The following is a 22,103-nucleotide window of genomic DNA, read 5'->3' on the forward strand; positions in this document are numbered from 1 at the left end:
GTAAAACTCACGTTTTGTCATCCTAAAAGGATATTGCGAGCAAACTAGAACGAAATTTAAGTAACGCTACTACCGTCCGCAACCAAGTTCCTTCCTGGATGACATTAAAAGATGAATTTATTGAAGCCGACTTCTAAAGGCGACGATAGCTCTGTTTTAAGGCTGTTTCCTCAAAATCAAGCCGAAAACAGAAAGAGCAATATTCAACTGCACAAGCATGAAAAATATGGAAAACCACAACGTAAGCCTGCTGATTAAGAACGTCTCTAAAACCTACGGCAACGGCGTTCAAGCCCTACATGACATTTCGTTAACTATCCCGCTAGGCATGTACGGCTTGTTAGGCCCAAATGGAGCGGGCAAATCCACGCTCATGCGCACCTTGGCCACCTTGCAGGAGCCAGACCAGGGAACGATATTTCTGGGGGAAGTGGATGTGGTGAACCAGAAAGAGGAAGTGCGCCAGACGCTGGGCTATCTGCCACAGGAATTCGGGGTATATCCAAAGGCCACTGCTGAGGAATTGCTGGACTACTTTGCGGTACTCAAAGGCATCACGAACTGTGCAGCGCGCAAAGAGGTAACCGAAGCTCTGCTCCGGCAAACCAACCTTTGGGACAAGCGCAAACAGAAATTAGGCGGTTACTCGGGCGGCATGCGACAGCGCTTTGGCGTGGCGGTGGCACTGCTAGGCAACCCCAAGCTATTGATTGTGGACGAACCTACGGCAGGACTAGACCCAGCCGAGCGCGTGCGTTTCCTGAACCTTCTGAGCGAACTAGGAGAAAACAGTGTGGTGATTCTCTCCACGCACATTGTAGAAGATGTGTCTGAACTGTGCACCAACTTAGCCATTATTAACCATGGGAGGATTTTGCTGGAAGCGCAAACCCAGCAGGCCGTAGCTGCCCTGCAAGGGAAGGTATGGCGTACGCTCATTGAGAAGAACAAGTTGCCTGATATAGCGCAGGAGCACCAGGTCATTTCTGCCAAGCTTCTTGGTGGGCGCACCCTGGTACATATCTATAGCCAGGAAGACCCCGGCAACGGATTTGAGCCCGTGGAGCCAGACCTGGAGGATGTGTATTTCAGCACTATGACGGGCTACTACGGCCAAACCAGACAACAGCAGAAAGCAGAGGAGGTACAGCTATGAAGTTCCAGAAGATTTTCCAGTTGGAGCTCACCTACCAACTTCGCCAGGTCACTACCTGGCTGTACTTTACGGTAGTGTTTGTGCTTGCTTTCCTGTTCATTATAGGCAATTTCATACATGATGCGCGGGAAGGGTATGTCCTGCTCAATTCGCCCGTTATTATTGCGGTAGTTACCGTTTTATGCTGTGTTTTCTGGCTCTTGATGGGCGGGGCAGTAGCGGGCGACGCAGCAGCGAGAGATGTGCAGACCCGCATGTTCTCCCTCACCTACACATCGCCCGCCAGCAAAGCAGATTATTTAGGCGGACGGTTCCTGGCGGCCTTACTGCTTAATGTCCTTATACTGTTTGCCATACCGGTGAGTATCCTGCTGACCATACAGTTCACTGGGGTAGAGCCCGAGATTCTGGGTCCGTTCAGGGCTACGTCTTACCTCAGTTCCTATTTCTATTTGGTGTTGCCGAACGCTTTTATTGCAACAGCTATCCAGTTCTCCATGGCGGCGCTTTCGCGCAAGGCCATGGCCAGCTATCTGGGTGGTGTCCTCCTTTTTGTGGCGGCTTACCTGGTAGGGCAGGTGCTGGATGCTTCCATGAGGCAATGGGGCCTTGGAACCTTGGTAGACCCCATGGGTTTTACGCCCGTCATGAGCCACTATAGCAGTGAATGGAGTCCCATAGAGGTGAACACGCGCCTTCTTAAACTGGAGGGGATTTTTCTGGTTAACCGTGTACTATGGTTATGCATCGCTGTAGGCATGCTGGCGCTTACCTATTTCCGTTTTCAGTTCATTTTACCGGAAACGGGCCAAAAACGGAAGCAAACGAAAAGAGTAGAAAGCAGTCTACCAGAGGAAAGTTGGCTGAAATGGGAGAGAACGGAAGCGTTACCGCGGGGGCGGGGAACCTACGGTTTCGCAACCCATCTACACCAGGTAAGACTCATCACCAAAAACTCGTTCTGGGCGCTTGCTAAGAAACTGACGGGGCTGCCGCTGTTGTTTCTCATTGCCTTGGTGGTTGGAGTGGCTATGCCCGGTAATCTAAAGGCCAAAGGCGTTCCTCTGCTGGGCAGAACCGACCAGGTTTTAACTATTATCACAGCCCCCTTTACAGAGCCTGGAAAGTTCTGGATGGTCATTTTCCTGCTCGTTATTTTCTACGCCGGAGAGTTGGTCTGGCGCGAAAGGGAAAGCGGCCAGAGTGAGCTTTCTAACGCGGCCCCAGTACCAGAATGGGTTCTTTTTCTGAGCAAGTTTTTATCACTTGGCCTCCTGCTTTTTAGTGGGATTGTATTTCTACTAGTCACTGGGATACTATCTCAAATTGCCATAGGTGGTGCCGAGGTGGAGCTAGGACTGTATCTGAAAGCGCTCTTCGGGTTTCAATTGGTAGAATGCCTGCTATTTGCCATGTTGGCGCTGGTGGTGCACGTGGTGGTTAATCAAAAGTACCTGGGTCATTTAGTGATGCTTCTTGTTTTTGGTTGTTTGATGTTTGCCGCCAAACTGGGGGTAGAGCATAAGCTCCTCATTTTCGGGTCTAGCCCAAAGTGGACGTACACGACCCTGGGTGGTTATGCTAATTCTGTGGCGCCCTGGCTGTGGTTTAAAGCCTACTGGGTGGCATGGGCGCTGCTATTTGGAGTGGCGGGAAGGCTGCTTTGGGTACGGGGGCGGGAAGTAAGTTGGATGGCCCGGCTTCAATTGGCGCGCCATCGCTTTACCCGCGCTAAGGCCTTGACGACTACCGTAGCAGTAGGAGGCATACTCCTGTTTGGCGGCTTTGTCTTCTATAACACCAATGTGCTGCATGATTACACCAACTCCTCCGCCTCAGCAGCACAGCGAGCTGCTTACGAGCAACGCTATAAACAATACCAGAACGTTCCTCAACCTAAGCTGACCGGTGTAAATCTGCAGGTAGAAATGTATCCTTCTCAGCGGAGGGTGGAGATACAGGGCACATACCTGCTGGTGAATAAGAGCCAAGTACCCATTGATTCAGTTCAATTGGCACCGGGGGCGGGCGTTGAAACAACCGCTGTAAATTTTGGACAGCCGGCGAAGGAAGTGCTTTTGGACGAAGAACTTGGCTTCCGGATTTACGCCCTGACAAAGCCCCTTCACCCCGGAGACTCATTGCGCCTGCGCTTCCAGGTTAACTATAAAGCGCAGGGTTTTGCCAGCACCGGAGCCGATGCGGAAGTAGGAGAAAACAGTACCTACTTCCGGAATTTGGAGTGGCTCCCGGTCATAGGGTACCAGCCGTACCGGGAGTTGGATGAAGCTGCCGCCCGAAAAGAATATGGCCTGGCACCTCGGCCCGCCACCGCCTCGCTCTACGATGTGGCCGCTCGCCGGTACGCTCCGTTTCCGGAGCAAATCAGCTTTGAGGCTATTGTGGGGACAGATGCAAATCAACAGGTGGTAGCTCCGGGTACGTTGCGCCGAACCTGGACCAAAGACGGTCGCCGTTACTTCCATTACGCCTCAGATGCGCCCATCCGGAATGAATATGCTTTTTTCTCCGCGAACTATGCAGTGCAGGAGGGGAAATGGCGGAACTCGTCGGCAGGCACGGGGCAGGAGGTGTCCATCCAGGTTTACTATCCGCCAGGACAAACGATGAACCCTGAACGTATGGTACAGAGCGCTAAGGCTTCGCTAGACTATTACACGAAGCAGTTTGGGCCCTATCCGCACCGCCAGCTCCGCTTTGTGACCCATGCTGGGTACGGCTTCGGGCACCACGCCGCGCCCATCAACATCACGGCGGAGGAAGGCTTTTTTCTCCTGAACCCAGAGGGGGATGAGCGGGGTTTTGACCTGGTGACATCCGTGGTGGCGCACGAGGTAGCGCACCAATGGTGGGGAAACCAGCTTAAACAAGCCTATGTAGAAGGAGCAGGTCTGATTTCGGAAAGCCTTGCCTGGTACTCTGCCATGGGTATGCTGAAGGAAAAATACAGTCCTGCGCACCAGAAAAAGCTATTAAGTTTTTTGATGGAGGAATACGAGAACCCACAAACCAAAGCTGCGGTACCACTGCTTCAAGCCGATGACTGGTACCAAAATTACCGCAAAGGCCCCATGGCACTATATGCGATGAGTGAGTACATAGGCTGGGACCGTGTTAACGGTGCTCTCCGGAATTTGCTTGCGAACCATCGCCCAGGCAACGTTCCGTTCGCCACTTCCCTTGACCTCTACCAGGAACTGGAAGCAGTCACCCCAGACTCTCTCCAGTATCTGCTCCACGACCTCTTTACCGCCAACACTTTTTGGGACCTTAAGGCAAACCAAGCTACCGTGAAGCAGACCAAAGCAGGCTCCTGGCAGGTGACCTTTCAAGTGCAGTCCCTCAAAACAGTCGTAAGCGCAATGGGTTTAGAGAAGGAAGTTCCTCTGAAGGATTGGATGGAGGTAGGGGTATTTGCTCCTGCCAAAGCAGGGGAGGAACAGGGCAAACCGCTTTACCTACAGAAGCACTTTATTAGTTCTAAGCAGCAGACCATCACGGTGACGGTGCCAAGCAAACCCGTCCAGGTAGGCATTGACCCTAATCACTTGCTGGTTGACTTGAATGTGAGGAATAATATTGGAGAGGTGAAGAAGTAAGGGAGAGGGGGTAAAGGCACATTTTAAAAAATGTGCCTTTACCCCCTCTTATCCTAATTAGGAAAGCTGCCAATAACAGCAAACATGGTGAATGCAATCGTACCCCTGCGTCAATGAATCCTTATCTGCCAGTTTCCTGCTCTTTGACCACCAGGTACCTAATCCATAGGAAATCATCATAAATGCGGTCCACGGACTTGATTTTGAACTGTGTGGCCTTCCGGTTTTCATACCCCTCTGCCGCTTCAAACACCGTGGGTGAGCCAATGGTACCGTCGGCGACGGGGGCCAGCACCAGACTGAACTCATCTATCAGTCCGGCTTCCATGAAAGAGCCGTTCACGTGGCCGCCACCGTCAATGCGCACCGTCTTCATGCCAAACAGACTGGAGAGTTTTCTGAGCACCAAGTCAAGGTCTAGCTCCTCTTTCCCTCCGAATATGTACGACACATTCTTGCTTCTGAGGTGCGCCAAGTAGTCAGAAGGCACTTTTTCGGTCAGGACCTCAATCACGTGCTCCGTAGAAACCATGTTGGTATCCCAGAAGCATTTTCCGGATGGGTCAATCACCACCGCATAGGTTTTGGCCTCCTGCTCCGCCACAAAGTCTTCTTTTGGAATAGAATCATGATTTCCCTCTATGGGATAGGTTTCTTTGCTGGAAAATTCCTGCATGGTCACCCGGCCTACTAACCAGGCATCTGCCTCAATTTTTTCGGCGGTTTCTTCAAAGTACTTATGATGGTCTTTAAATCCCCAGATATTCTGTTTTATTCGGCCATCTACTGAACCCAGCATGTGGCAAATGACATAGGGCTTATTGGTATCTAACATTTCTGTTTTCTCTTATAAAATATAAAACAAAGCTATAAACCCATTTGAAATGATTTAAGGCTTAAAAAAGAAAGTACAAAATTTACCTTTCTTTCTGTCCTGCAAAGTTAGGGATGCAGGAGTTGTAACGTTTTCTCGTCTTGTTTGCCGTTAAAGAACTTCTTTAAAACTTCTTTGAACACAAGGTTTGTATCTAGTAAAGCAGCGAACAACGTCATGGAAGATCTGAGCTTCAGGTCATCCGGGCTTCCGAAGATGCGGTAGGCGTCATTTCCTTCAAATTTCAGAAGTGCCTCACAAATCTCCACAAGCCTGCTGCCTAAAACAGGGTGTTTTAAATAGGCCTCGGCTTCCTGTAAGTCTTTGATGCCGTAAAAGACAGAAGTCTCGCTAAAACCCAGTCCCCGTATCTGAGGAAAGATATACCACATCCAGTGGCTTTGTTTTCTTCCTTTCCTTATCTCAGAAAGCGCCACCTCATAAACCTTCTCCTGAGCACTTAGGAATCTTTGTAAGCCGTTCTCTTTCATGGGTAGGGGGTATATTGTTTTTGACTTCATTAAAAATATGCCGCAAGCCTCTAAAGTATTCCACTGATATAATATCCAAGTAATACTTCTAAGCTTGGCAATCAACTAAAAGTATTTCAAAATGGGCCCTGTGCTGTACCTTAAAAACAAGAAAGCCTTGCAAAACATTGTTTGCAAGGCTTTCTTGTTTAATTTTCCCAGAGCTGTCCTTCATTAAGTTTTAAAAAGGATGAAGGGCCGCAAATAAGAGATTCAAGCAACTTACTTGTGTTGTTTGTTTACCTTACTTTGTGTAAATATATTATGCCTTTGGTTTTGCCATTAAGATTATCAAGGCAAAAAAACTATGGCAATATCTTCCATCCAAAGAGATAGTCTACGGTTTATTCCTCCACATAGGCTAGGGATGAAGATAGGTCACGATAGGCATTGATTTGCTGCTGCAACTCACTAATCTTCTTTTCTGCGTCATTGATTGCATCTGTTCCAGCCAGCCATCTTTTAGGTGGTTCACTTTGGCTTGCAATCTTGATTAATGCATCCGCTAATTTTGCTGGGTCACCGGGTTGTTTGCCGTTTACACCTTCAAATGCTGAACGAAGCATAACACTACGCTCTGCATAATCTTCTACTGATTTTTCTGGCCAGGTAGTAGAGGCAGGGTCCAATAATTCCGTCCTGAAATAACCTGGTTCCACAATGGTTGTTTTGATGCCAAACGGGGCAACTTCTAACTGCAGACTTTCCATCCATCCTTCCAAGGCAAACTTAGAGGCATTGTAAGCGGAAGTATACTCAGTGCCTACTAAACCTGCAATAGATGAAAGAGAGATGATGTGGCCTGAACGGTTCTTACGCATGACAGGGAGAACGGCACGAGTTACGTTCATGGGTCCGAATACATTTGTGGCTATCTGAAGCTCAATCTGCCGGGGGCTCAGCTCTTCAAAAAAACCGGCGTAAAAATTAGCGGCATTATTTACCAGCACATCAACAGTACCAAACTTGTCAACAGCAGCCTTAACTGCCTCCTCTGCGTCTGACGGGCTTGTAACGTCTAGCTTTACCACGAAAAGGTTCTCGCTCTCACCTATGGCTTTAGCCACCCTATTAGTATCGCGGCCTGTGGCCACCACCTTGAATCCCGCCGCAAGTGCTGCCTTTGCAATGTCTACACCCATACCACGACCAGCACCGGTAATGAGCCAGACTTTATCTTGATTTTCCATTTTTATTGCTATTTGTTTATTAAAGGTGAAATGTGACTGCAAAGGTCGCCACGGTTCCACCGGATAAATAAAGGAAAACAAAGCGATAAGTATAAAAATCAAAGATGGGTAGTCCGGATTGATTTAGGTATTTCACCGGTCTTCTTCTTGAAGAAGTTATTGAAGTAGGTGGGGTACTCAAAGCCCAGTGCGTAGGCAATCTGGGAAATACTCCAGTCCGTATGCAGCAAAAGCGCCTTTGCCTCGTTGATGATCCTGTCAGCTATATGGGAAGTCGTCGGTTTGCCGGTGACTTTCTTCACGGCGCTGTTCAGATAGTTGACGTGAACGCTCAGGCCATTGGCATAATCCTGTGCCGTCTTTAGCTCAAGGGGGCGGTCGGTACTCTCAATCGGGAACTGCCTTTCCAATAGTTCAAGGAAGACAGACGTAATGCGCTCTGCCGCGCTTTTCTGGGTGGAGTAGTTCTCAGAGGGCTGCATCTTCACCGCCTCATGGATGATCAGGTGTATGTGGTTGCGTATCAACTCATCTTTGAAGGCATAGTCTGTGCTCTGCTCGGCAAGCATCCTTCTGAATACTCCCGTGATAAACTCCTTTTGCTCCCTATCCAGCCTTAAAACGGGGGTGCCGCCTATCTTGAACAGGGGAGACTGCCGGAAGCTGTCGGACCGTTCTCCCAGGCTTAGGAACTCCTCCGTAAATAGGCAGGTGTAGCCGCTGAAGTGTGGTGAAACGGTCTCACAGGAGTAGGGGATGCGGGGGTTGGCGCAGAGCAGGAAGGTCTCATCCGTCTCCACGCTCTTATCGGCATAGTGGAAGATGAACTTCCCGGTGGTCAGGTTGATCTTGTAGAAATCCTTCCGGCTGTAGGTATGGCTGGAGTCAGAGCGACTGTCGATCTCATACACCATAAAGCCTTTAAGCTTCAATTCAGCATTGAAATTCGGAATTGGGGAGTCAGAAGTCTTATCCATGACCCAAAATTAAGGAATTCAAATTTCATTCCCTTAGGTCACTTTGAAATTGAACATACCAAGCGCTAAATCTTAAGTCTTAACGGTAAGTCAACAATCTCTACAATTAATTGATCTTCCCCTTCTACCAGGTTTGGAGCCAAACTTGGTAGAAGGGGAATTTAGTTAGGTATAGTATTGGTTTAACACTTTTATAACCTCCTATAAAACAAAAAAGCCACTGAAATTCAGTGGCTTTTTTGTTTCTGTACCCAGAGCCGGAGTCGAACCGGCACATCCGTGAAGATATTGGTGTTTGAGACCAACGCGTCTACCGATTCCGCCATCTGGGCATTTACTTTCCGGTAGATTCTGAAAAATGCCGCGTGAAACGCTTTATCTGTCAGAAGAGGATGCAAACTTATTCAATGATTCCTTTATACGCAAGAGGTAGCGCTGCTTTAAGTAGTAATTTTTTACCTGTAACAAGGCTTCTGCCTGAGCGTCAGGGGGTAAATTTTCATACTTTTCCAGCACCGGCCAAATAGAAGCCTTCAGGAAACCTTCTATTTCGTTTGTTTGGTCAGAAACGATCTTGAACTGCACAGAGTCATAGTCCATTTCCAGCTCCATCAGCTGCTCGTTCAGCTCCATCACCTCCATCAGGAAATCCTGCGGCAGATCGTTCTGCCCCCCTTCTTCCAACAAACCGTGCTGCTCCAGGATGTACTGCATGCGCCGGTCAAAATTGGAGAGGGTGCGGTAGGCGTTGGTGTTGAGGGTAGACTTCTCCAGAATCTCCTGCTGCTTTTCCTGCGACTCCAGCGTGTAGAAGTCTGGGTGGAACTCGCGGCTCAAGGCGTAATATTTGGTCTGGATGGCTTTCTCATCGGGCAGAAAGCTTTCCGGTATTTGGTAGAATTGGAAGTAGTTCAAAGTTAAATAGACGCTAGAAGTTAGACATTAAATGCTAGACGTAAGAAAAGACCAGCAAGATACACTGGGTCTGCCTTACACCTCAGCGGGTTTAAAAGAGAAGGCCTGCGCCGGCTCAGCGAACAAGGCTTTTGTGGGTTTCCAGACACTTCCAAACAAAGCAGACTTGCGGTAGTTGTTCAAGGCTTCGTCAGAGTCCCAGTGGCTGTAAGTGCTGTACACATGGGGCAGGTTGTAGTCCTGCAACAGTTCCACGCTCCGGCAACCCGGGAAAGCGCTGATCTTGTCCCGAGAGGCTTTGAAGATTTCAAGAAACGCAGGCACCTGCTGGGGCACAAAAGTCATTCGTACTACTCGTATCAGCATTGTTTGACTAGAATAAAAAAAACAGGAACTAAGAATTTTAGGAGGGAGCCTTAGATTTTAGCCGTTCGGATCCTTGAAAGAGGTAGAAATTAAGCCATTCAGTACAGTTAATCTTATTTCCTGATTTTCAATTCTTGATTACTCCGCCGGATCTGGCGCAAACCTAACATCTACGGTAGAGTCAAAGTACATGCCCAGTAACTCTGAGGCATGGCCTTTGTTGATACCAATGGTGAGATAGCCCTGCCGGTTAAATAAGGCCACGCTATCGCCTTCGTTGGGTTGGTTAAAGCGGGTGCTCAGGCGGTCAATGACCTCGCGCTTGAAATGAATTGTGAATGGGCGACCGTGGCCGATGGCCTCTACACTTTCTTTGGTGATATCAGTGATGAGGTTGCCGTAATGGTCTACATGCACCACGTGTCCGGTTATGGAATGGTCGTTCAGGCGAAGTTGGCGGTTTATGAGCTGCACCATGCCATCGGCTAGTTCGCCCACCTCGGCCATAGTTGCCCCTTGGGCCAAAGCCACCGCGGCGGGTACCATAATGTCGCGGGCAGGGGAGGAGGAGTCTGGAACCAACGGAAGGTCTACCAATTGCTCCGGATCGGCATCTGTCAAAAGCGATAAAAGGCCGTTATCGGCGCAAACAAAAAAGTGTCCTTTATGACGGGCTACCTGGTATCGGCCACTGCGAGAACCGTGCGAGTCAACAGCAATCAGGTGCACCGTTCCGGTAGGAAAGTCCTGGAAAACGGAGTGAATCACATGGTACCCATGAGCAATATTGAACGGCTCTACGTGGTGTGAAATGTCTACAATGACTTGCGCAGGATTGATAGTCAGTATTTTAGCTTTGACGGCGGCCACGTAGTGATCTGTGGTGCCAAAATCTGACAGTAACGTGAGAATTCCCATGGGAACGGTTGGTCAAAAGAACTTAAATATTTCTAGAATTGTCTTATAACAAATCTACTATATTTTCAGTAGATTGGTTTTAAAACCACCTATATAAACAGAAATAGCCTTTGGTAGAAAAAACAATAACCCTGGAGAATATCTCATTAGTAGATTTCCTAGGTCTGGAAAATCAGAATATAAAACAGTTGGCCGCCGCTTTCCCAAGCAGCAAGATTATCTCCCGCGGCAACGAGATCAAGATCCAGGGGCAAACGCCTGAGATCACCAAAATACACGAAATCCTTTCCTCTCTTATTGAGCATTACCACCAGTACGGGAAAATCACTGATAAAAGCGTGCACAAGTTTTTAGCTGCTGATAATGATTTTGAGGATGACGTGGTTATTACCTCGCCCGACGTGATTGTGTACGGCAGCAAGGGCGGTGTGATCAAGGCCAAAACTCCCAGCCAGCACAAGTTGGTGGAGGCCGTTGCCAAGAACGATTTAGTGTTTGCTCTGGGGCCAGCCGGTACCGGTAAAACCTTTATCTCGGTGGCTATGGCGGTGCGGGCGCTTAAAAACAAAGAGGTCAAGAAAATCATTATTTCTCGCCCGGTGGTGGAAGCTGGCGAAAGCCTTGGTTTCTTGCCCGGTGATATGAAAGACAAGGTGGATCCGTATCTGCGGCCCATCTACGATGCCTTGGAGGAGATGATTCCGGTGGAGAAATTGAAATATTACTATGAAAACAAAATCATAGAAATAGCTCCGCTGGCGTACATGCGCGGGCGTACCCTGAACAACGCGTTTGTATTATTGGACGAGGCCCAGAACACCACGCCCATGCAGATCAAGATGTTCATGACGCGTATGGGCCCTACCTCCAAGGTGATGATCAACGGTGACCGCACCCAGATAGACTTACCGCGTAACCAACGCTCTGGTCTTATTGAAGCCATGACGGTGTTGAAAGACATCAAAGGCATTGGGTTTGTGGAGATGCAGGCCGAGGATGTGGTACGTCACCGCTTGGTGAAGAGCATTGTGGAAGCGTACACCAAGTTTGACGACAAACGCCAGAAAGAGCGCGAAGAACGCGAGAAGAATGGAGAAAGTGACTTGCAGGATGCCCCGCGCCGCCGCCAGAACTTCCGCCGGTATGATGACTAACTGGTAAATTTGCAAAGGTGCTTTCCCTCAGGGAAGCACCTTTTTTGTGAAAAAAAACCTCTTTGCCAAGAAGATCCCTTGTTTCAGGATGAAGATACTTCCTGCTTAAGGAATCTTCATTATGAAGGAAAAGTTGTTTACGCTTGTCTTTCATTTTTTTGATATAGAACATATTTCAGGCAGGGGAATAGAATTAGAAGTAATGGATTAAGGACTTTTAACAGGTTTCTCCATGGGAAAAGCTTTTCATCTTGGCGCGTTCAGGTTGTTGGGTAGCTTTATCCTCGGGATTCTCCTGTACCATACCCTAGGCCGCCGTTTCCCCTGGCCGGGCGAAACAGCGGCCTTTTTCTTTTTCCTGTTCTTGGGGATAGGGGCGCTGGGCTTGAAACGACCTTTAATTCGGTACAGAAGATGGGCCGGAATAGCCGGAATGCTGGCCATCACTGCTTTCGCCTTTTGGGGCACTTCTTTGAAAAACAAGTCCCAAACCCTTCCATTACCGGCTCAAAACATTACCCATTATACCATCACCCTGGTGAAAGCGGTTGCCTTAAAGCCTACCTCGGTGAGTTCGGTGGGAAGGGTAGAGGCGGTGAGGGTTAACGGAAAATGGTACCCCGCCCGAGGGCAGGTGGCCGTCTTTCTTCCTCATTCTGCGGCCGCTGATTCTTTAAAGTATGGGCAACGGTTATTGGTGCAGGGCGCACTTTCCCCTTCGGCAAAACCGGCCAACCCTTTTCAGTTTGACTACCAGCGGTATCTGGCCTTGCGGCACATCCAGTGGCAGGCGTACCTGCCAGAAAGCACCTGGCAGGTCATTGGCTACTCTCCACCCAGCACCGTGGTGGCTTTGAGCCTGAAAATCAGAAAACAGCTGGAAAACGCCTTCAAGGAGCACATCCATGCTAAGCGGGAAGTCACCATTGCCAATGCCCTAGTCTTAGGGGTGCAGGATGATTTGGATGCCTCATTGCGGAATGCCTATGCCCGCACCGGAACCATGCACGTGTTGGCCGTGAGCGGATTGCACGTAGGCTTGCTTTATGGTGTGCTGCTTTTCTTCCTGAAACCGCTTCGGCGGGGGAGAACAAGTAAACTGCTGATCTTCCTCTTGGTGGTGGGTATTGTGTGGTTCTACGCCTTTGTGACGGGCATGTCTGCCTCTGTGCTCCGGTCGGTGTGCATGTTCTCGCTGATGGAATTGGGGTTGTTGCTACGGCGTAAATTGTCTATCCTGAATACCTTGGCAGTGGTGGCCTTAGGCTTGCTGATTTATGAACCTAATTACCTCTACGATGTCGGGTTTCAGCTCTCCTTTCTGGCGGTGGCGGGCATCGTGCTGCTTCAGCCTCTATTTCTCAAACTTTGGTACCCTGAGCAAAAACTGGTGCGCTGGGTATGGGAATTGCTGGCCATCTCCCTTGCTGCGCAGTTGGCCACGTTTCCGGTAAGCCTCTATTACTTTCATCAGTTCCCGGTGTATTTCTGGCTGGCGAACCTGGTAGCAGTGCCGCTTACCTCCCTGGGGCTGTACCTGGGGGTGGCGTTCATGATGCTTTTCTGGGTGCCGGTGGTAAACGGCTGGCTTGGTTTCTTGCTGGAAAAAACGTTGTGGATTTTGAACGAAGTGCTCCTGTGGCTAGAGCAATGGCCCAAAGCGGTTTTGGACGGCTTTGTAATTACACCGGGACAGGTGATCGCGTTATATCTCCTGCTCTTTGCAGGGGTGCTGTTCCTGGTGCAAAAAAGATTGTTCTACCTGACGTTGTGTGTCTTGTGTCTGGCTTTTTTCACGGGTACAGAACTGGCTGAAGCGCATCGGCAGCAGCGCAACCAGGAACTGGTCATTCATAGCGTGAGAAGAAGCAGTGCAGTCAGTATGCTCCAGGGCAGGCACGTCACATTTCTGGTAGATTCTGCCTTTCAAACTCAAAACCAGCAATTCACCTACCAGGTGCAGCCCTATTGGTGGGCCAAAGGAGTACGTTCCAAATCGGTTTTGGGGCCTGATTCAGGTAAAACGGAGCTAAAACCGTTAGTGCCTGTAAACGCCTCGTCCGAGGGAAATCAACTGGTGGTCTGGCGGGGCAGGAAACTACTTTGGATGAGAAAACTACCGCGTGGGTTAGCGCAACCTCTTTCTTTGGATGCAGTGGTGTTGCAGCACAATGCTTGGTCCCCGGTAGACCGGCTACAAGCCGTGGTTTCCACCAGAACGGTGATCCTGGACCAGACCAACTCCCGGCGGTACACCTCTCGAAAAGCAGCCGAACTCAGGACGGCAGGTTACCGGGTGCACGTGCTGGAGGAGGAAGGTGCCTGGCGTTTAAGCAGCTGGTAAGGCAATCCTTGGGCAAAGGCAAATTGGCTTTCGGGGCAAGTTTCTGTACTTTTAAGTAAGATGGGTCGTTTGATGTATGAACTAACGTATTTCTGGGATGCCCAATGTCAAAGAAACGTTCTCTCTCCAATCCATCCGAGGTAAGGTCATTGCCGCGGTTTTGTTGGGGGCCTTGGCAGTGGCCATGTCCTGGTCCATCACCCAAAAGGGGTTCAAGAATATCCTGCTCACCGTGGAAGACGTCTCCGCGCCCAATCAGAAACTACGCACCGTCAACTCCCTTTTCCAAAGCCTGGCCCAGCTAGACCAACTGCAGCGGGCGCACGCCACCCGCAGTCCGGGCAAACCCCAGAACCTGTTCAGGAAAAAGATTCAAGAACTGCAGTTGACGCTGGACACGCTCCGGGGGTACTGTGCCGGAAACAAGCAGCAACTGCTTTTGCTGGACTCCATGGAAACCAAGCTGCTGCAGCGGGAAAAGCTGTATACCGGCTATGTGCACCTTCGGGCCGACATGAACCGGAACGAGGCACTTTCCAAAAGAATTACGGCCATCTCGCAGATTATTACTAAAAGCAAACCCCAGGTAGATAGTACCGTGGTGACCGCCAGTAAGAAAATCACCACCACCAGTGTCTTGCCTTCTGAGGCAGGTTTAACAGAAACAGGCAAAAAACAAAAAGCTTCTTTCTTCGGGCGGTTGTTTGGGCCCCGGAAGGAAGAGGAGCTTCCCATTGCGTTGAAAGAAGTACAGGAGGAACTGGAAGTACACGTAGACACGCTTTCTGTGGCCCGGCAAGACAGCGTGCTCTGGAAAGTGGCAAAAATGATGAGCCGGGTAGAGCAGGAACATCACCAACGCACCACCCAACTGCTAAGCCGCGAACTGCAATGGATCACCGCCAACAGCCAGTTGCATAGCCAAATACTGAATATTCTGCGCACCCTTGAAGCCGAAGAGTTGGCTACCATCCAGCAAAACAATTTGGCGGCCAAAGAACTGGTGAACGGCAGCATTGACCGCATTGACCGCATCATGGTCTTGTTTTCCCTGGGTACTGTACTACTGGTGTTTTTGATTTTCCTGGACATCTCGCGCAGCAACAAATACCGGAAGGATCTGATTGCCGCCAAAGAGGAGGCAGAGCAATTGAGCCAGGTGAAACAGCAGTTCCTGGCTAACATGAGCCATGAGATCAGGACGCCATTGCAGGCCATTTTAGGTTTCTCAGAGCAGATCAGAACCCAAGAAAGACCCTCGCGCAAAGCGATAGATGCCATCTATCAATCTTCTGAGCACCTGCTGCACATCGTGAACGAGGTGTTGGACTACAGCCGGATTGTCTCGGGCAAATTCACCTTTGAGCAGCGACCTTTTGACATGAAGCAATTGGTTTCCGAGGTGGTGGACACCATGCAGGTGGCTGCCCAGCAGAAACTATTAACCCTTAAGTTGGAGTACACGGCACCCGGAGATCAAACCTACTCGGGAGACCCTTTCCGGCTGCGCCAGATGCTCTACAACCTGATCAGCAACGCCATCAAGTTCACCGATGTAGGAGGCGTGACTGTCTCTGTTTCTTCAGTAGAATCTCCAACTGAGGCCAATTTAAGCTTCCAAATAGAAGACACTGGGGTAGGGATTCCGGCAGATAAACTGGAAACGATCTTCCACTCCTTTGAACAGGCAAATACCTCTGTGGGGCGCACCCGTGATGGAACCGGGTTAGGTTTAAGCATCGTCAAGGCTTTAGCCGAGGGCCAGACCGGGACGGTGGAGGTGCAAAGTACCCCCGGCGTAGGATCGGTTTTCCGGATTCAGCTGCCTTTTGCCAAAATAGCGCCCAAACGAGAAGAGCCTCTTGCCTTGTTGCCGCTGGAGAGAGGGGAGGCTTTGGTCACCGGGAAAGTACTGGTGGTAGACGATGATGCTTTTATCCTTGAATTGTGCGGTTCTATTCTTCAGAAAAACGGAGTTCTTCATACCTGCACGCATGATGCCACCTCTTTGCTGCAACAGCAGTGGGACCTGTCCATTAGACTAGTGTTGCTGGACATCCGCATGCCCACCATCAGCGGGATTGAGGTATGCCAGGCATTACGAAAGAAGGTAGCCGCTGGCGTGCAGATTTACGCGCTGACCGCTGAGGCTTTGCCCGAGGAACGAGCATCCATCTTAGCGCAAGGCTTTGACGGGCTGCTGATGAAGCCTTTCCGGGAACACGAGTTGATGGCCCTGGTGAAGCAGGAGACTTTCCATCTACAGCCTGCCGCCTTGGTGCTTTCCCAAGGCGTGGAACTGGATCTGGAGCCTTTGCGGAGCATGCTGGGTCATGAGGAAGAAATGCTGAAAGCCGTGTTGAGTCAGTTCATTTCTGAAACCGGACAGGACCTGGAGGTGCTTTCTTCTGCGCTTTCTATCCAAAGTCCTAAGGATATTCAGGAGGTGCTCCATCGGTTAGCCGGACGCACCGGGCAACTTGGGGCTAAACAATTATCCTTCAGGTTAAGGAAGGCAGAACGGGCTATACGTGCGCAGGAACCGATTCTGCCGCTCCTGCCCGAAGTGCAGGGCCTGGCCGGGGATGTCCTTTTGCTGAAGAAGGTTATTCAGGAAAAGGCAACCGGTGCCGAGGTTTTGGTGGCAGAGTAACTCTTCTTTTGAGCTTGGTTTCCCAAAAACAGGCTTAAAGCAAGGCTCACTTACTCTAGCAAGTTGTATTTCTCTAGTTTGCTATACAGCGTCTTCCGGTCTATGTTGAGCAGCCGGGCGGCTTTGGATTTGTTGTAGCGCACCTCCTGCAAGGTTTTCAAGATCAGTTCCCGTTCATTCGCTTCCTGCAACGCTTTCAGGTCAGGGCCTTGGGGCACCAGTTGGGGTGGTGAAGAAAGCGTATGCATTTCCTCTGGGAGGGCTTGTCTTTGGATCTGGTGGTCGGGGGTGAGCAAGACGGCCCGTTTCACCACATTCTTGAGTTCACGCAGGTTGCCGGGCCAAGGGTAATGCCGGAAGATTGCTTCCACTTGAGGGGAAAGCGCCTGCACTTCCCGGGAAAGTTCTGCATTGGCCTGCCGGATGAAGTGGTTTACGAACAGAAACAAATCATCTAGACGCTCGCGCAGGGCGGGTACCCGCAATTTGAATTCGTTTAACCTGTGGTACAGGTCTTCCCTGAAATCGCCGTTCTTCACGCTGGAAGTTAACTCATCGTTGGTGGCGGCAATCACCCGCACATCCACCGGAATGGTCTTGGTGGAACCCAGGGGCTGTACCACACGCTCCTGCAAGGCACGTAGCAACTTCATCTGAATTTCGTAGCTCAGGTTGCCTACCTCGTCCAGGAAGAGCGTTCCGCTCTGGGCGGCTTCAAAAAGCCCCTGCTTGTCCTGCAAGGCTCCGGTATAGGCGCCTTTCACGTGCCCAAAGAGCTCGCTGTTGGCAATCTCGCCGGAGATGGCGCCGCAGTCTATGGCTATAAACGGCGCTCCGGCCCGCTTGCTGTGTTCATGGATAGTACGTGCCACATATTCCTTGCCCGTGCCGCTTTCGCCCTGTATGAGCACCGACATATCGGTGGGAGCCACCAACTGAATCATCTCGTGCAGCCGCTGGGCTACGTCGCTCTGGCCGGTAATAAAGGAAGAAGGGGAGACAAGCGTAGAGGAAACGGGTTTCTCTTTTAATTGCAGGGCTTCCTGCACCACCATCAGCAACTCGTCTGGGTTAACGGGCTTGGTGATGTAGTCAAAAGCCCCCAAGCGCATGGCCCGCACAGCAGTGGTTACCTCCTGAATGCTGGTCATCATGATCAACGGAGAGGGGTTGGGGCTAGCCTTATGATGTTGGAGCAGGTCCAGGCCGGTGCCGTCTGGCAGGCGGTAATCGGCGAGCAGGAGATGAAAGGTTTGCTCTTTCAGGGCTTTCTGGGCATCCTTCACCCGATGTACCGCCTGTACCTGGAAGCCTTGTTTCTTGAGAAAGCTTTCCAGGATCATGGAAAAGGTTAGGTCATCTTCAATGAGGAGTATGCGCGTCATCCCTTGCTGGTTGTCTTGGGGTAAAAATACAGAAAGCCGGGAAAAACCCGGCCTTCTGTATTTTCATAGTTTTACTTTGACTAACGCGTACTGGGGATGCTTATTTTACTTGGTTGCCGTCTTTGTCCAGCTTGATGGCGCCTTTTTCCTCGCCTTTCTTCATTTCAATGCTATAGTACTCTTTGCCAGCGGCGTCTTTCACTAAGAACGCGGTGGTGGGAGTCCACTCTTTCAAGCCTGTGTCTGAGGTGATCGCAGTTTTAACAGCTTCAGGAAGCTCTTCTATTTTCACCGGAGTCTTGTTGTCTTGCACCGCCGCAGTAGCTGGTTTGGTTTGGGAAGTCTGTGCCGATTGCGTTTGGGCATTAGCTGATACCGTTGCAAAAACAAAAAGACCGAAGGCTGATAAGATAACTTTCTTCATGGTTGAGGGATTTAGGTGATGAAAAAGTCTGTTGCCCTCCTATTTGCCATTGCCGTGCCAAAATCAATGAAATATTAGTAAGTGGTTTATAATCAGGTGTATGTGTGTTGTCTAGTGGAAGCGAAGCAAATCTGAACTGTGGAATTTTTCCACAGGTTGGGGAGGAAAGTTGGGGAAGAACAGGGGCAGTTCTACATGTTCTGCCTTGGTCCAATTCACCGATCTGGCAATGGCTTAGGTTTGCAAACCAAAATTATAACCTGGGAAAAAGATCTGCCTTGCTTTGATGCCATTTTCTTTAAAAGAATCGTAAAACAAAGTTTGGCTCTACGCGCAAAACTGCTTCTGCGGGAGGATAAAATTCTCCTACGAACGGTTTGATTTCAGACTGACCTTAGTATTTCTTGTTCATCCTAAAAATCTCTGTAAATCAGTATCTTACACAAGAGTAAAATGGACCTTTTTGCTTCTTCCAGGACACAGGAAGACTTGGAGCCCACGGGACTGAACTGCCTGAAAACCAATGAGCTGCTGCTTTGCTAAAATTTTTTTAGCAAAGCAGTATAAGTGCTTGATAATCAGCTAAAATAATTAGTGTTAAAATGGCATAAACTGGCACTTTTACAAGGGTAGTTCTGTTATGAATCTGAACTGAAACTAGAGAAAAATGCAAACCAAAATGAACCAAGAAACCAACGAAGAGAAAGTGGTTAAGAAGAACAAAATCGAGAGTTTTGATATCTCCCGCTCGGACGAAACCATGCACTTGGCCGTTGATTTGGCGAAGTTCATTAAGGAGAACCGATTGTATCAAAACATTCAAGGCAAAGAGTATGTGAACGTGGAAGGTTGGCAATATGCCGGTTCTCGTTTAGGTATCCTGCCGGTGGTAGACGAGCTCACCAACATGAGCGATAGCACTGAGATCAAATACCTAGCTAAGGTGAACCTGCTGAACCTGCGGACTGAGCAGATTGTAGGCGCTGGTTTTGCCATCTGCTCTAACAAAGAGCAAGGCCGTAAGTACTACCAGGAATACGCTATCGCTTCCATGGCCCAGACCAGAGCCATTGGGAAGGCTTACCGCAACATCTTAGCTTGGATCATCCGTGCCGCCGGGTATGAGCCAACCCCTGCAGAGGAGATGGACTACCAGGGCAACGTGACAGAGCAGAAAGTAGAGCAGCCGGCTAAACCAGCCACCTCCAAAACCATGAAAGCCGTTCCGGCCGAACCGGTAGTGGCCGAGGTTCCTGCTGTGGCCGCCCAAGCTCCTGCCACCCCGGCACCAGCCGCAGAAGAAGCTACTGTGAAGTACGCGACTGCCAAGCAGAAAGAGGAGATCATCCGCCTGCTGAACAATCCAGTGATCACCCGTCAGGAGAAAACCAAAATGCTCCTGAACATAAACAAACTGGATGAGGAACGTGCCAAACAGTCTATTGTGAAGTTGAAGAAAGTAATTGAGGACCGCGAGCATGAGCAATCTGCCGCAGCCTAGTTTTAAATAGAGATGAATGTACAGAAGCCCGGCCCTTGGTCGGGTTTTCTGTTTTATAAGGTTTTAAGTAAAATGGGCTCAGAACAGATTAAAGTCAAGAGCTTGCAACGGCAAGCTCTTCCTCCAACTATTTCGTATTTTTGGCGCACCTATGGCAATCATTCAGGACATTCTAAAGCAATATTGGGGGCACGAATCGTTTCGGCCGGGGCAGGAGGAGATCATTACCTCGGTTCTGAAAGGCCAGGATACTTTGGCCATTCTGCCCACGGGGGGCGGTAAGTCTATCTGTTTTCAGGTGCCTACGCTGGTCATGGAGGGGATTTGCCTGGTGGTGTCTCCTTTGATTGCGCTCATGAAAGACCAGGTGGAGAACCTCCGCAAACGTGGTATTTCGGCGGCGGCTCTTCACGCCGGGCAACCAGACCGGGAGCGGGACATCATACTAGACAATTGCGTCTATGGGGCCGTGCAATTTCTGTACGTTTCGCCGGAGCGCTTGCAGACTGACCTGTTTCTGGAGCGGGTGAAGCGCATGAAGGTGTGTTTGTTGGCTGTGGATGAGGCGCACTGTATCTCGCAGTGGGGCTATGACTTCCGGCCACCGTACCTGGAGATTGCCAAGCTGCGCGATGTTTTGCCCGAGGTACCAATTCTTGCCTTAACCGCCTCAGCCACGGAAGCGGTGAAAACCGACATCCAGGAAAAGCTTCAATTCAAAAAGCCGCAGGTCTTCCAGCAGAGCTTTGCCCGCAAAAATCTCTCTTACTCAGTTTTGCCTACCGAGGACAAAGAAGGCCGTCTGCGCGAGATTTTGCAGAAGATGAACGGTACGGCCATTGTATACGTGCGCAACCGCCGCCGTACCGAGGAACTGGCCCAATGGCTCCAGAAACAAGGCATCAAATCATCCGCCTACCACGCCGGGCTGCCGCACCAGACCCGGGCCAGCGCCCAAACCGATTGGCTTCTGGACCGGGTGCGCGTGATGGTGGCTACTAATGCCTTCGGGATGGGGATTGACAAACCGGATGTGCGGCTGGTGGTGCACCTGGACCTACCTGATTCTTTAGAAGCCTACTACCAGGAAGCCGGCCGGGCCGGGCGCGATGGCAAATACAGTTACGCTACCGTGTTACTAGGCCCGGAGGATGGAACCTTGCTTCTGAAAAAGACCGAGGAAGCCTACCCACCCCTGGAAACCATGAAACGGGTGTACCAGGCATTGGCCAATTTCTACCAGCTGGCAACCGGCAGCGGAGCTTTCCAGTCGTTTGACTTTGACTTAGCTGAGTTCAGCCGCACCTATCAGCTTTCGCCGGTGGAGGTGCATTTTGCCCTGAAACAGTTGGAGGCAGAGGGCCTGCTGCAGCTGAACGAAGGTTTCTTCAGTCCTTCCAAAGTCAATTTCCTGCTGAACAATACGCAGCTATATGAATTCCAGCTCCTGAACGAGAACCTGGAACCGATTATTAAAGCATTGCTCCGGCTGTATGGCGGGGAGATGTTCCGTGATTTCGTGAAGATCTCTGAAAAAGGCTTGGCAAAACACCTGGCCCTGCCCGAGGCCTCTGTTAAACAGCAGTTGCAGCATCTGCACCAACGCAAGGTGTTGGTTTATGAACCCCAGCACGATGGCCCCCAAGTGCAGTTCATGACCCCCAGATACGATGCGGCTTCTCTGCCCATAGATGAGAAACAGTTGGCTCAATTCAGGGAGCGAGCCCTTGGCAAAGCCAACTCGGTTTTGGCTTTCATGGATAACAAGCAGCAATGCCGCACCCGCCAGATTCTGGCCTACTTCGGGGAAAGTTCTGAAGCCGATTGCCGCATCTGTGATTACTGCCTGGCACAAAAGAAGAAAAAGAAGCTGGCCGAAAACAAGCTGCACATGGAAGCCCGGGTGCTCAGCCATTTGAAAGAAACCCCGCTGCATCCGAAGTCCATCGCAATGCACTTCAGTTCATCGGAGCAAGACCTGTTGGGAGGCCTGCTCCAGGAGATGCTGGAAAGTGGGGTAGTGGGGTATACCGCCGAAGGGAATTTACAACGGAAAGAAAAGTAGATGTCTTTGGGTGATTTAATATGTTAAGTTA

At 50.2% G+C, this 22,103-nt stretch carries 16 protein-coding genes and 1 tRNA gene; 7 read left to right on the top strand and 10 right to left on the bottom strand.

The window, feature by feature from the left end; all coding sequences use genetic code 11:
* Nucleotides 1–226 precede the first annotated feature (226 nt).
* Together ACW9SV_RS09700 and ACW9SV_RS09705 are read left to right on the top strand one after the other, a co-directional pair.
* Nucleotides 227–1,156, top strand: coding sequence for an ABC transporter ATP-binding protein (locus tag ACW9SV_RS09700; RefSeq protein WP_479557379.1), 930 nt, complete (start codon nt 227–229; stop codon nt 1,154–1,156).
* The gene (locus ACW9SV_RS09705; protein WP_479556563.1) at nt 1,153–4,776 is read left to right on the top strand and encodes an ABC transporter permease/M1 family aminopeptidase; all 3,624 of its coding nucleotides are present in this window, start codon (nt 1,153–1,155) and stop codon (nt 4,774–4,776) included. Before ACW9SV_RS09700 ends, ACW9SV_RS09705 begins: the two co-directional genes overlap by 4 nt.
* 121 nt (nt 4,777–4,897) lie before the next feature.
* Here ACW9SV_RS09705 and ACW9SV_RS09710 read toward each other — a convergent pair whose 3' ends face one another.
* The 8 genes from ACW9SV_RS09710 to ACW9SV_RS09745 all read right to left on the bottom strand — a co-directional run bounded on the left by ACW9SV_RS09710 (nt 4,898) and on the right by ACW9SV_RS09745 (nt 10,546).
* The gene (locus ACW9SV_RS09710) at nt 4,898–5,611 is read right to left on the bottom strand and encodes a RibD family protein (protein WP_479556564.1); all 714 of its coding nucleotides are present in this window, start codon (nt 5,609–5,611) and stop codon (nt 4,898–4,900) included.
* 107 nt (nt 5,612–5,718) lie between these two features.
* Nucleotides 5,719–6,246, bottom strand: a complete 528-nt coding sequence (locus ACW9SV_RS09715) for a DUF1810 domain-containing protein (RefSeq protein WP_479556565.1) — start codon at nt 6,244–6,246, stop codon at nt 5,719–5,721.
* A 278-nt stretch (nt 6,247–6,524) separates the two neighbouring features.
* On the bottom strand, nt 6,525–7,472 hold the full coding sequence (locus ACW9SV_RS09720) for an SDR family NAD(P)-dependent oxidoreductase (protein WP_479556566.1): 948 nt from the start codon (nt 7,470–7,472) through the stop codon (nt 6,525–6,527).
* Nucleotides 7,469–8,347, bottom strand: a complete 879-nt coding sequence (locus ACW9SV_RS09725; protein WP_479556567.1) for a helix-turn-helix domain-containing protein — start codon at nt 8,345–8,347, stop codon at nt 7,469–7,471. Before ACW9SV_RS09725 ends, ACW9SV_RS09720 begins: the two co-directional genes overlap by 4 nt.
* A gap of 248 nt (nt 8,348–8,595) precedes the next feature.
* Nucleotides 8,596–8,679: transfer RNA gene (locus ACW9SV_RS09730), tRNA-Leu, on the bottom strand.
* A 43-nt stretch (nt 8,680–8,722) separates the two neighbouring features.
* Complete coding sequence (locus ACW9SV_RS09735) at nt 8,723–9,262, bottom strand: iron-sulfur cluster co-chaperone HscB C-terminal domain-containing protein (RefSeq protein ID WP_479556568.1); 540 nt, start codon at nt 9,260–9,262, stop codon at nt 8,723–8,725.
* Nucleotides 9,263–9,337: 75 nt separating this feature from the next.
* The gene (locus ACW9SV_RS09740; protein ID WP_479556569.1) at nt 9,338–9,628 is read right to left on the bottom strand and encodes a putative quinol monooxygenase; all 291 of its coding nucleotides are present in this window, start codon (nt 9,626–9,628) and stop codon (nt 9,338–9,340) included.
* A gap of 138 nt (nt 9,629–9,766) precedes the next feature.
* The gene (locus ACW9SV_RS09745; RefSeq protein WP_479556570.1) at nt 9,767–10,546 is read right to left on the bottom strand and encodes an SAM hydrolase/SAM-dependent halogenase family protein; all 780 of its coding nucleotides are present in this window, start codon (nt 10,544–10,546) and stop codon (nt 9,767–9,769) included.
* Between the two features lie 110 nt (nt 10,547–10,656).
* On the opposite strand from ACW9SV_RS09745, the gene ACW9SV_RS09750 reads away from it, so the two are divergent.
* The 3 genes from ACW9SV_RS09750 to ACW9SV_RS09760 all read left to right on the top strand — a co-directional run bounded on the left by ACW9SV_RS09750 (nt 10,657) and on the right by ACW9SV_RS09760 (nt 16,697).
* Nucleotides 10,657–11,700, top strand: coding sequence for a PhoH family protein (locus ACW9SV_RS09750; protein WP_479556571.1), 1,044 nt, complete (start codon nt 10,657–10,659; stop codon nt 11,698–11,700).
* A gap of 232 nt (nt 11,701–11,932) precedes the next feature.
* The gene (locus ACW9SV_RS09755) at nt 11,933–14,044 is read left to right on the top strand and encodes a ComEC/Rec2 family competence protein (RefSeq protein ID WP_479556572.1); all 2,112 of its coding nucleotides are present in this window, start codon (nt 11,933–11,935) and stop codon (nt 14,042–14,044) included.
* Nucleotides 14,045–14,141: 97 nt separating this feature from the next.
* Complete coding sequence (locus tag ACW9SV_RS09760) at nt 14,142–16,697, top strand: ATP-binding protein (protein ID WP_479556573.1); 2,556 nt, start codon at nt 14,142–14,144, stop codon at nt 16,695–16,697.
* Nucleotides 16,698–16,747: 50 nt separating this feature from the next.
* On the opposite strand, the gene ACW9SV_RS09765 is transcribed toward ACW9SV_RS09760, so the two are convergent.
* Complete coding sequence (locus ACW9SV_RS09765; RefSeq protein WP_479556574.1) at nt 16,748–18,082, bottom strand: sigma-54-dependent transcriptional regulator; 1,335 nt, start codon at nt 18,080–18,082, stop codon at nt 16,748–16,750.
* A 100-nt stretch (nt 18,083–18,182) separates the two neighbouring features.
* The gene (locus ACW9SV_RS09770) at nt 18,183–18,506 is read right to left on the bottom strand and encodes a hypothetical protein (RefSeq protein WP_479556575.1); all 324 of its coding nucleotides are present in this window, start codon (nt 18,504–18,506) and stop codon (nt 18,183–18,185) included.
* A 679-nt stretch (nt 18,507–19,185) separates the two neighbouring features.
* Here ACW9SV_RS09770 and ACW9SV_RS09775 point away from each other — a divergent pair.
* A complete protein-coding gene (locus ACW9SV_RS09775) occupies nt 19,186–20,007 on the top strand; it encodes a hypothetical protein (RefSeq protein ID WP_479556576.1) in 822 nt (273 codons plus the stop codon).
* A 151-nt stretch (nt 20,008–20,158) separates the two neighbouring features.
* Entirely contained in the window at nt 20,159–22,072 is a 1,914-nt protein-coding gene (locus ACW9SV_RS09780) for a RecQ family ATP-dependent DNA helicase (RefSeq protein ID WP_479556577.1), read from the top strand.
* The last annotated feature ends 31 nt before the right edge of the window (nt 22,073–22,103 follow it).

Source organism: Rufibacter sp. JT20002 (assembly GCF_056491185.1).

What these genes read in the sequence shown, in the direction of transcription:
- ACW9SV_RS09705 (WP_479556563.1), top strand. Translation starts at nt 1,153, where the DNA reads ATGAAGTTCCAGAAGATTTTCCAGTTGGAGCTCACCTACCAACTTCGC.
- ACW9SV_RS09755 (WP_479556572.1), top strand. Translation starts at nt 11,933, where the DNA reads ATGGGAAAAGCTTTTCATCTTGGCGCGTTCAGGTTGTTGGGTAGCTTT.
- ACW9SV_RS09765 (WP_479556574.1), bottom strand. Translation starts at nt 18,082, where the DNA reads ATGACGCGCATACTCCTCATTGAAGATGACCTAACCTTTTCCATGATC.
- ACW9SV_RS09700 (WP_479557379.1), top strand. Translation starts at nt 227, where the DNA reads ATGGAAAACCACAACGTAAGCCTGCTGATTAAGAACGTCTCTAAAACC.
- ACW9SV_RS09725 (WP_479556567.1), bottom strand. Translation starts at nt 8,347, where the DNA reads ATGGATAAGACTTCTGACTCCCCAATTCCGAATTTCAATGCTGAATTG.
- ACW9SV_RS09740 (WP_479556569.1), bottom strand. Translation starts at nt 9,628, where the DNA reads ATGCTGATACGAGTAGTACGAATGACTTTTGTGCCCCAGCAGGTGCCT.
- ACW9SV_RS09775 (WP_479556576.1), top strand. Translation starts at nt 19,186, where the DNA reads ATGAACCAAGAAACCAACGAAGAGAAAGTGGTTAAGAAGAACAAAATC.
- ACW9SV_RS09760 (WP_479556573.1), top strand. Translation starts at nt 14,142, where the DNA reads ATGCCCAATGTCAAAGAAACGTTCTCTCTCCAATCCATCCGAGGTAAG.
- ACW9SV_RS09745 (WP_479556570.1), bottom strand. Translation starts at nt 10,546, where the DNA reads ATGGGAATTCTCACGTTACTGTCAGATTTTGGCACCACAGATCACTAC.
- ACW9SV_RS09780 (WP_479556577.1), top strand. Translation starts at nt 20,159, where the DNA reads ATGGCAATCATTCAGGACATTCTAAAGCAATATTGGGGGCACGAATCG.
- ACW9SV_RS09710 (WP_479556564.1), bottom strand. Translation starts at nt 5,611, where the DNA reads ATGTTAGATACCAATAAGCCCTATGTCATTTGCCACATGCTGGGTTCA.
- ACW9SV_RS09770 (WP_479556575.1), bottom strand. Translation starts at nt 18,506, where the DNA reads ATGAAGAAAGTTATCTTATCAGCCTTCGGTCTTTTTGTTTTTGCAACG.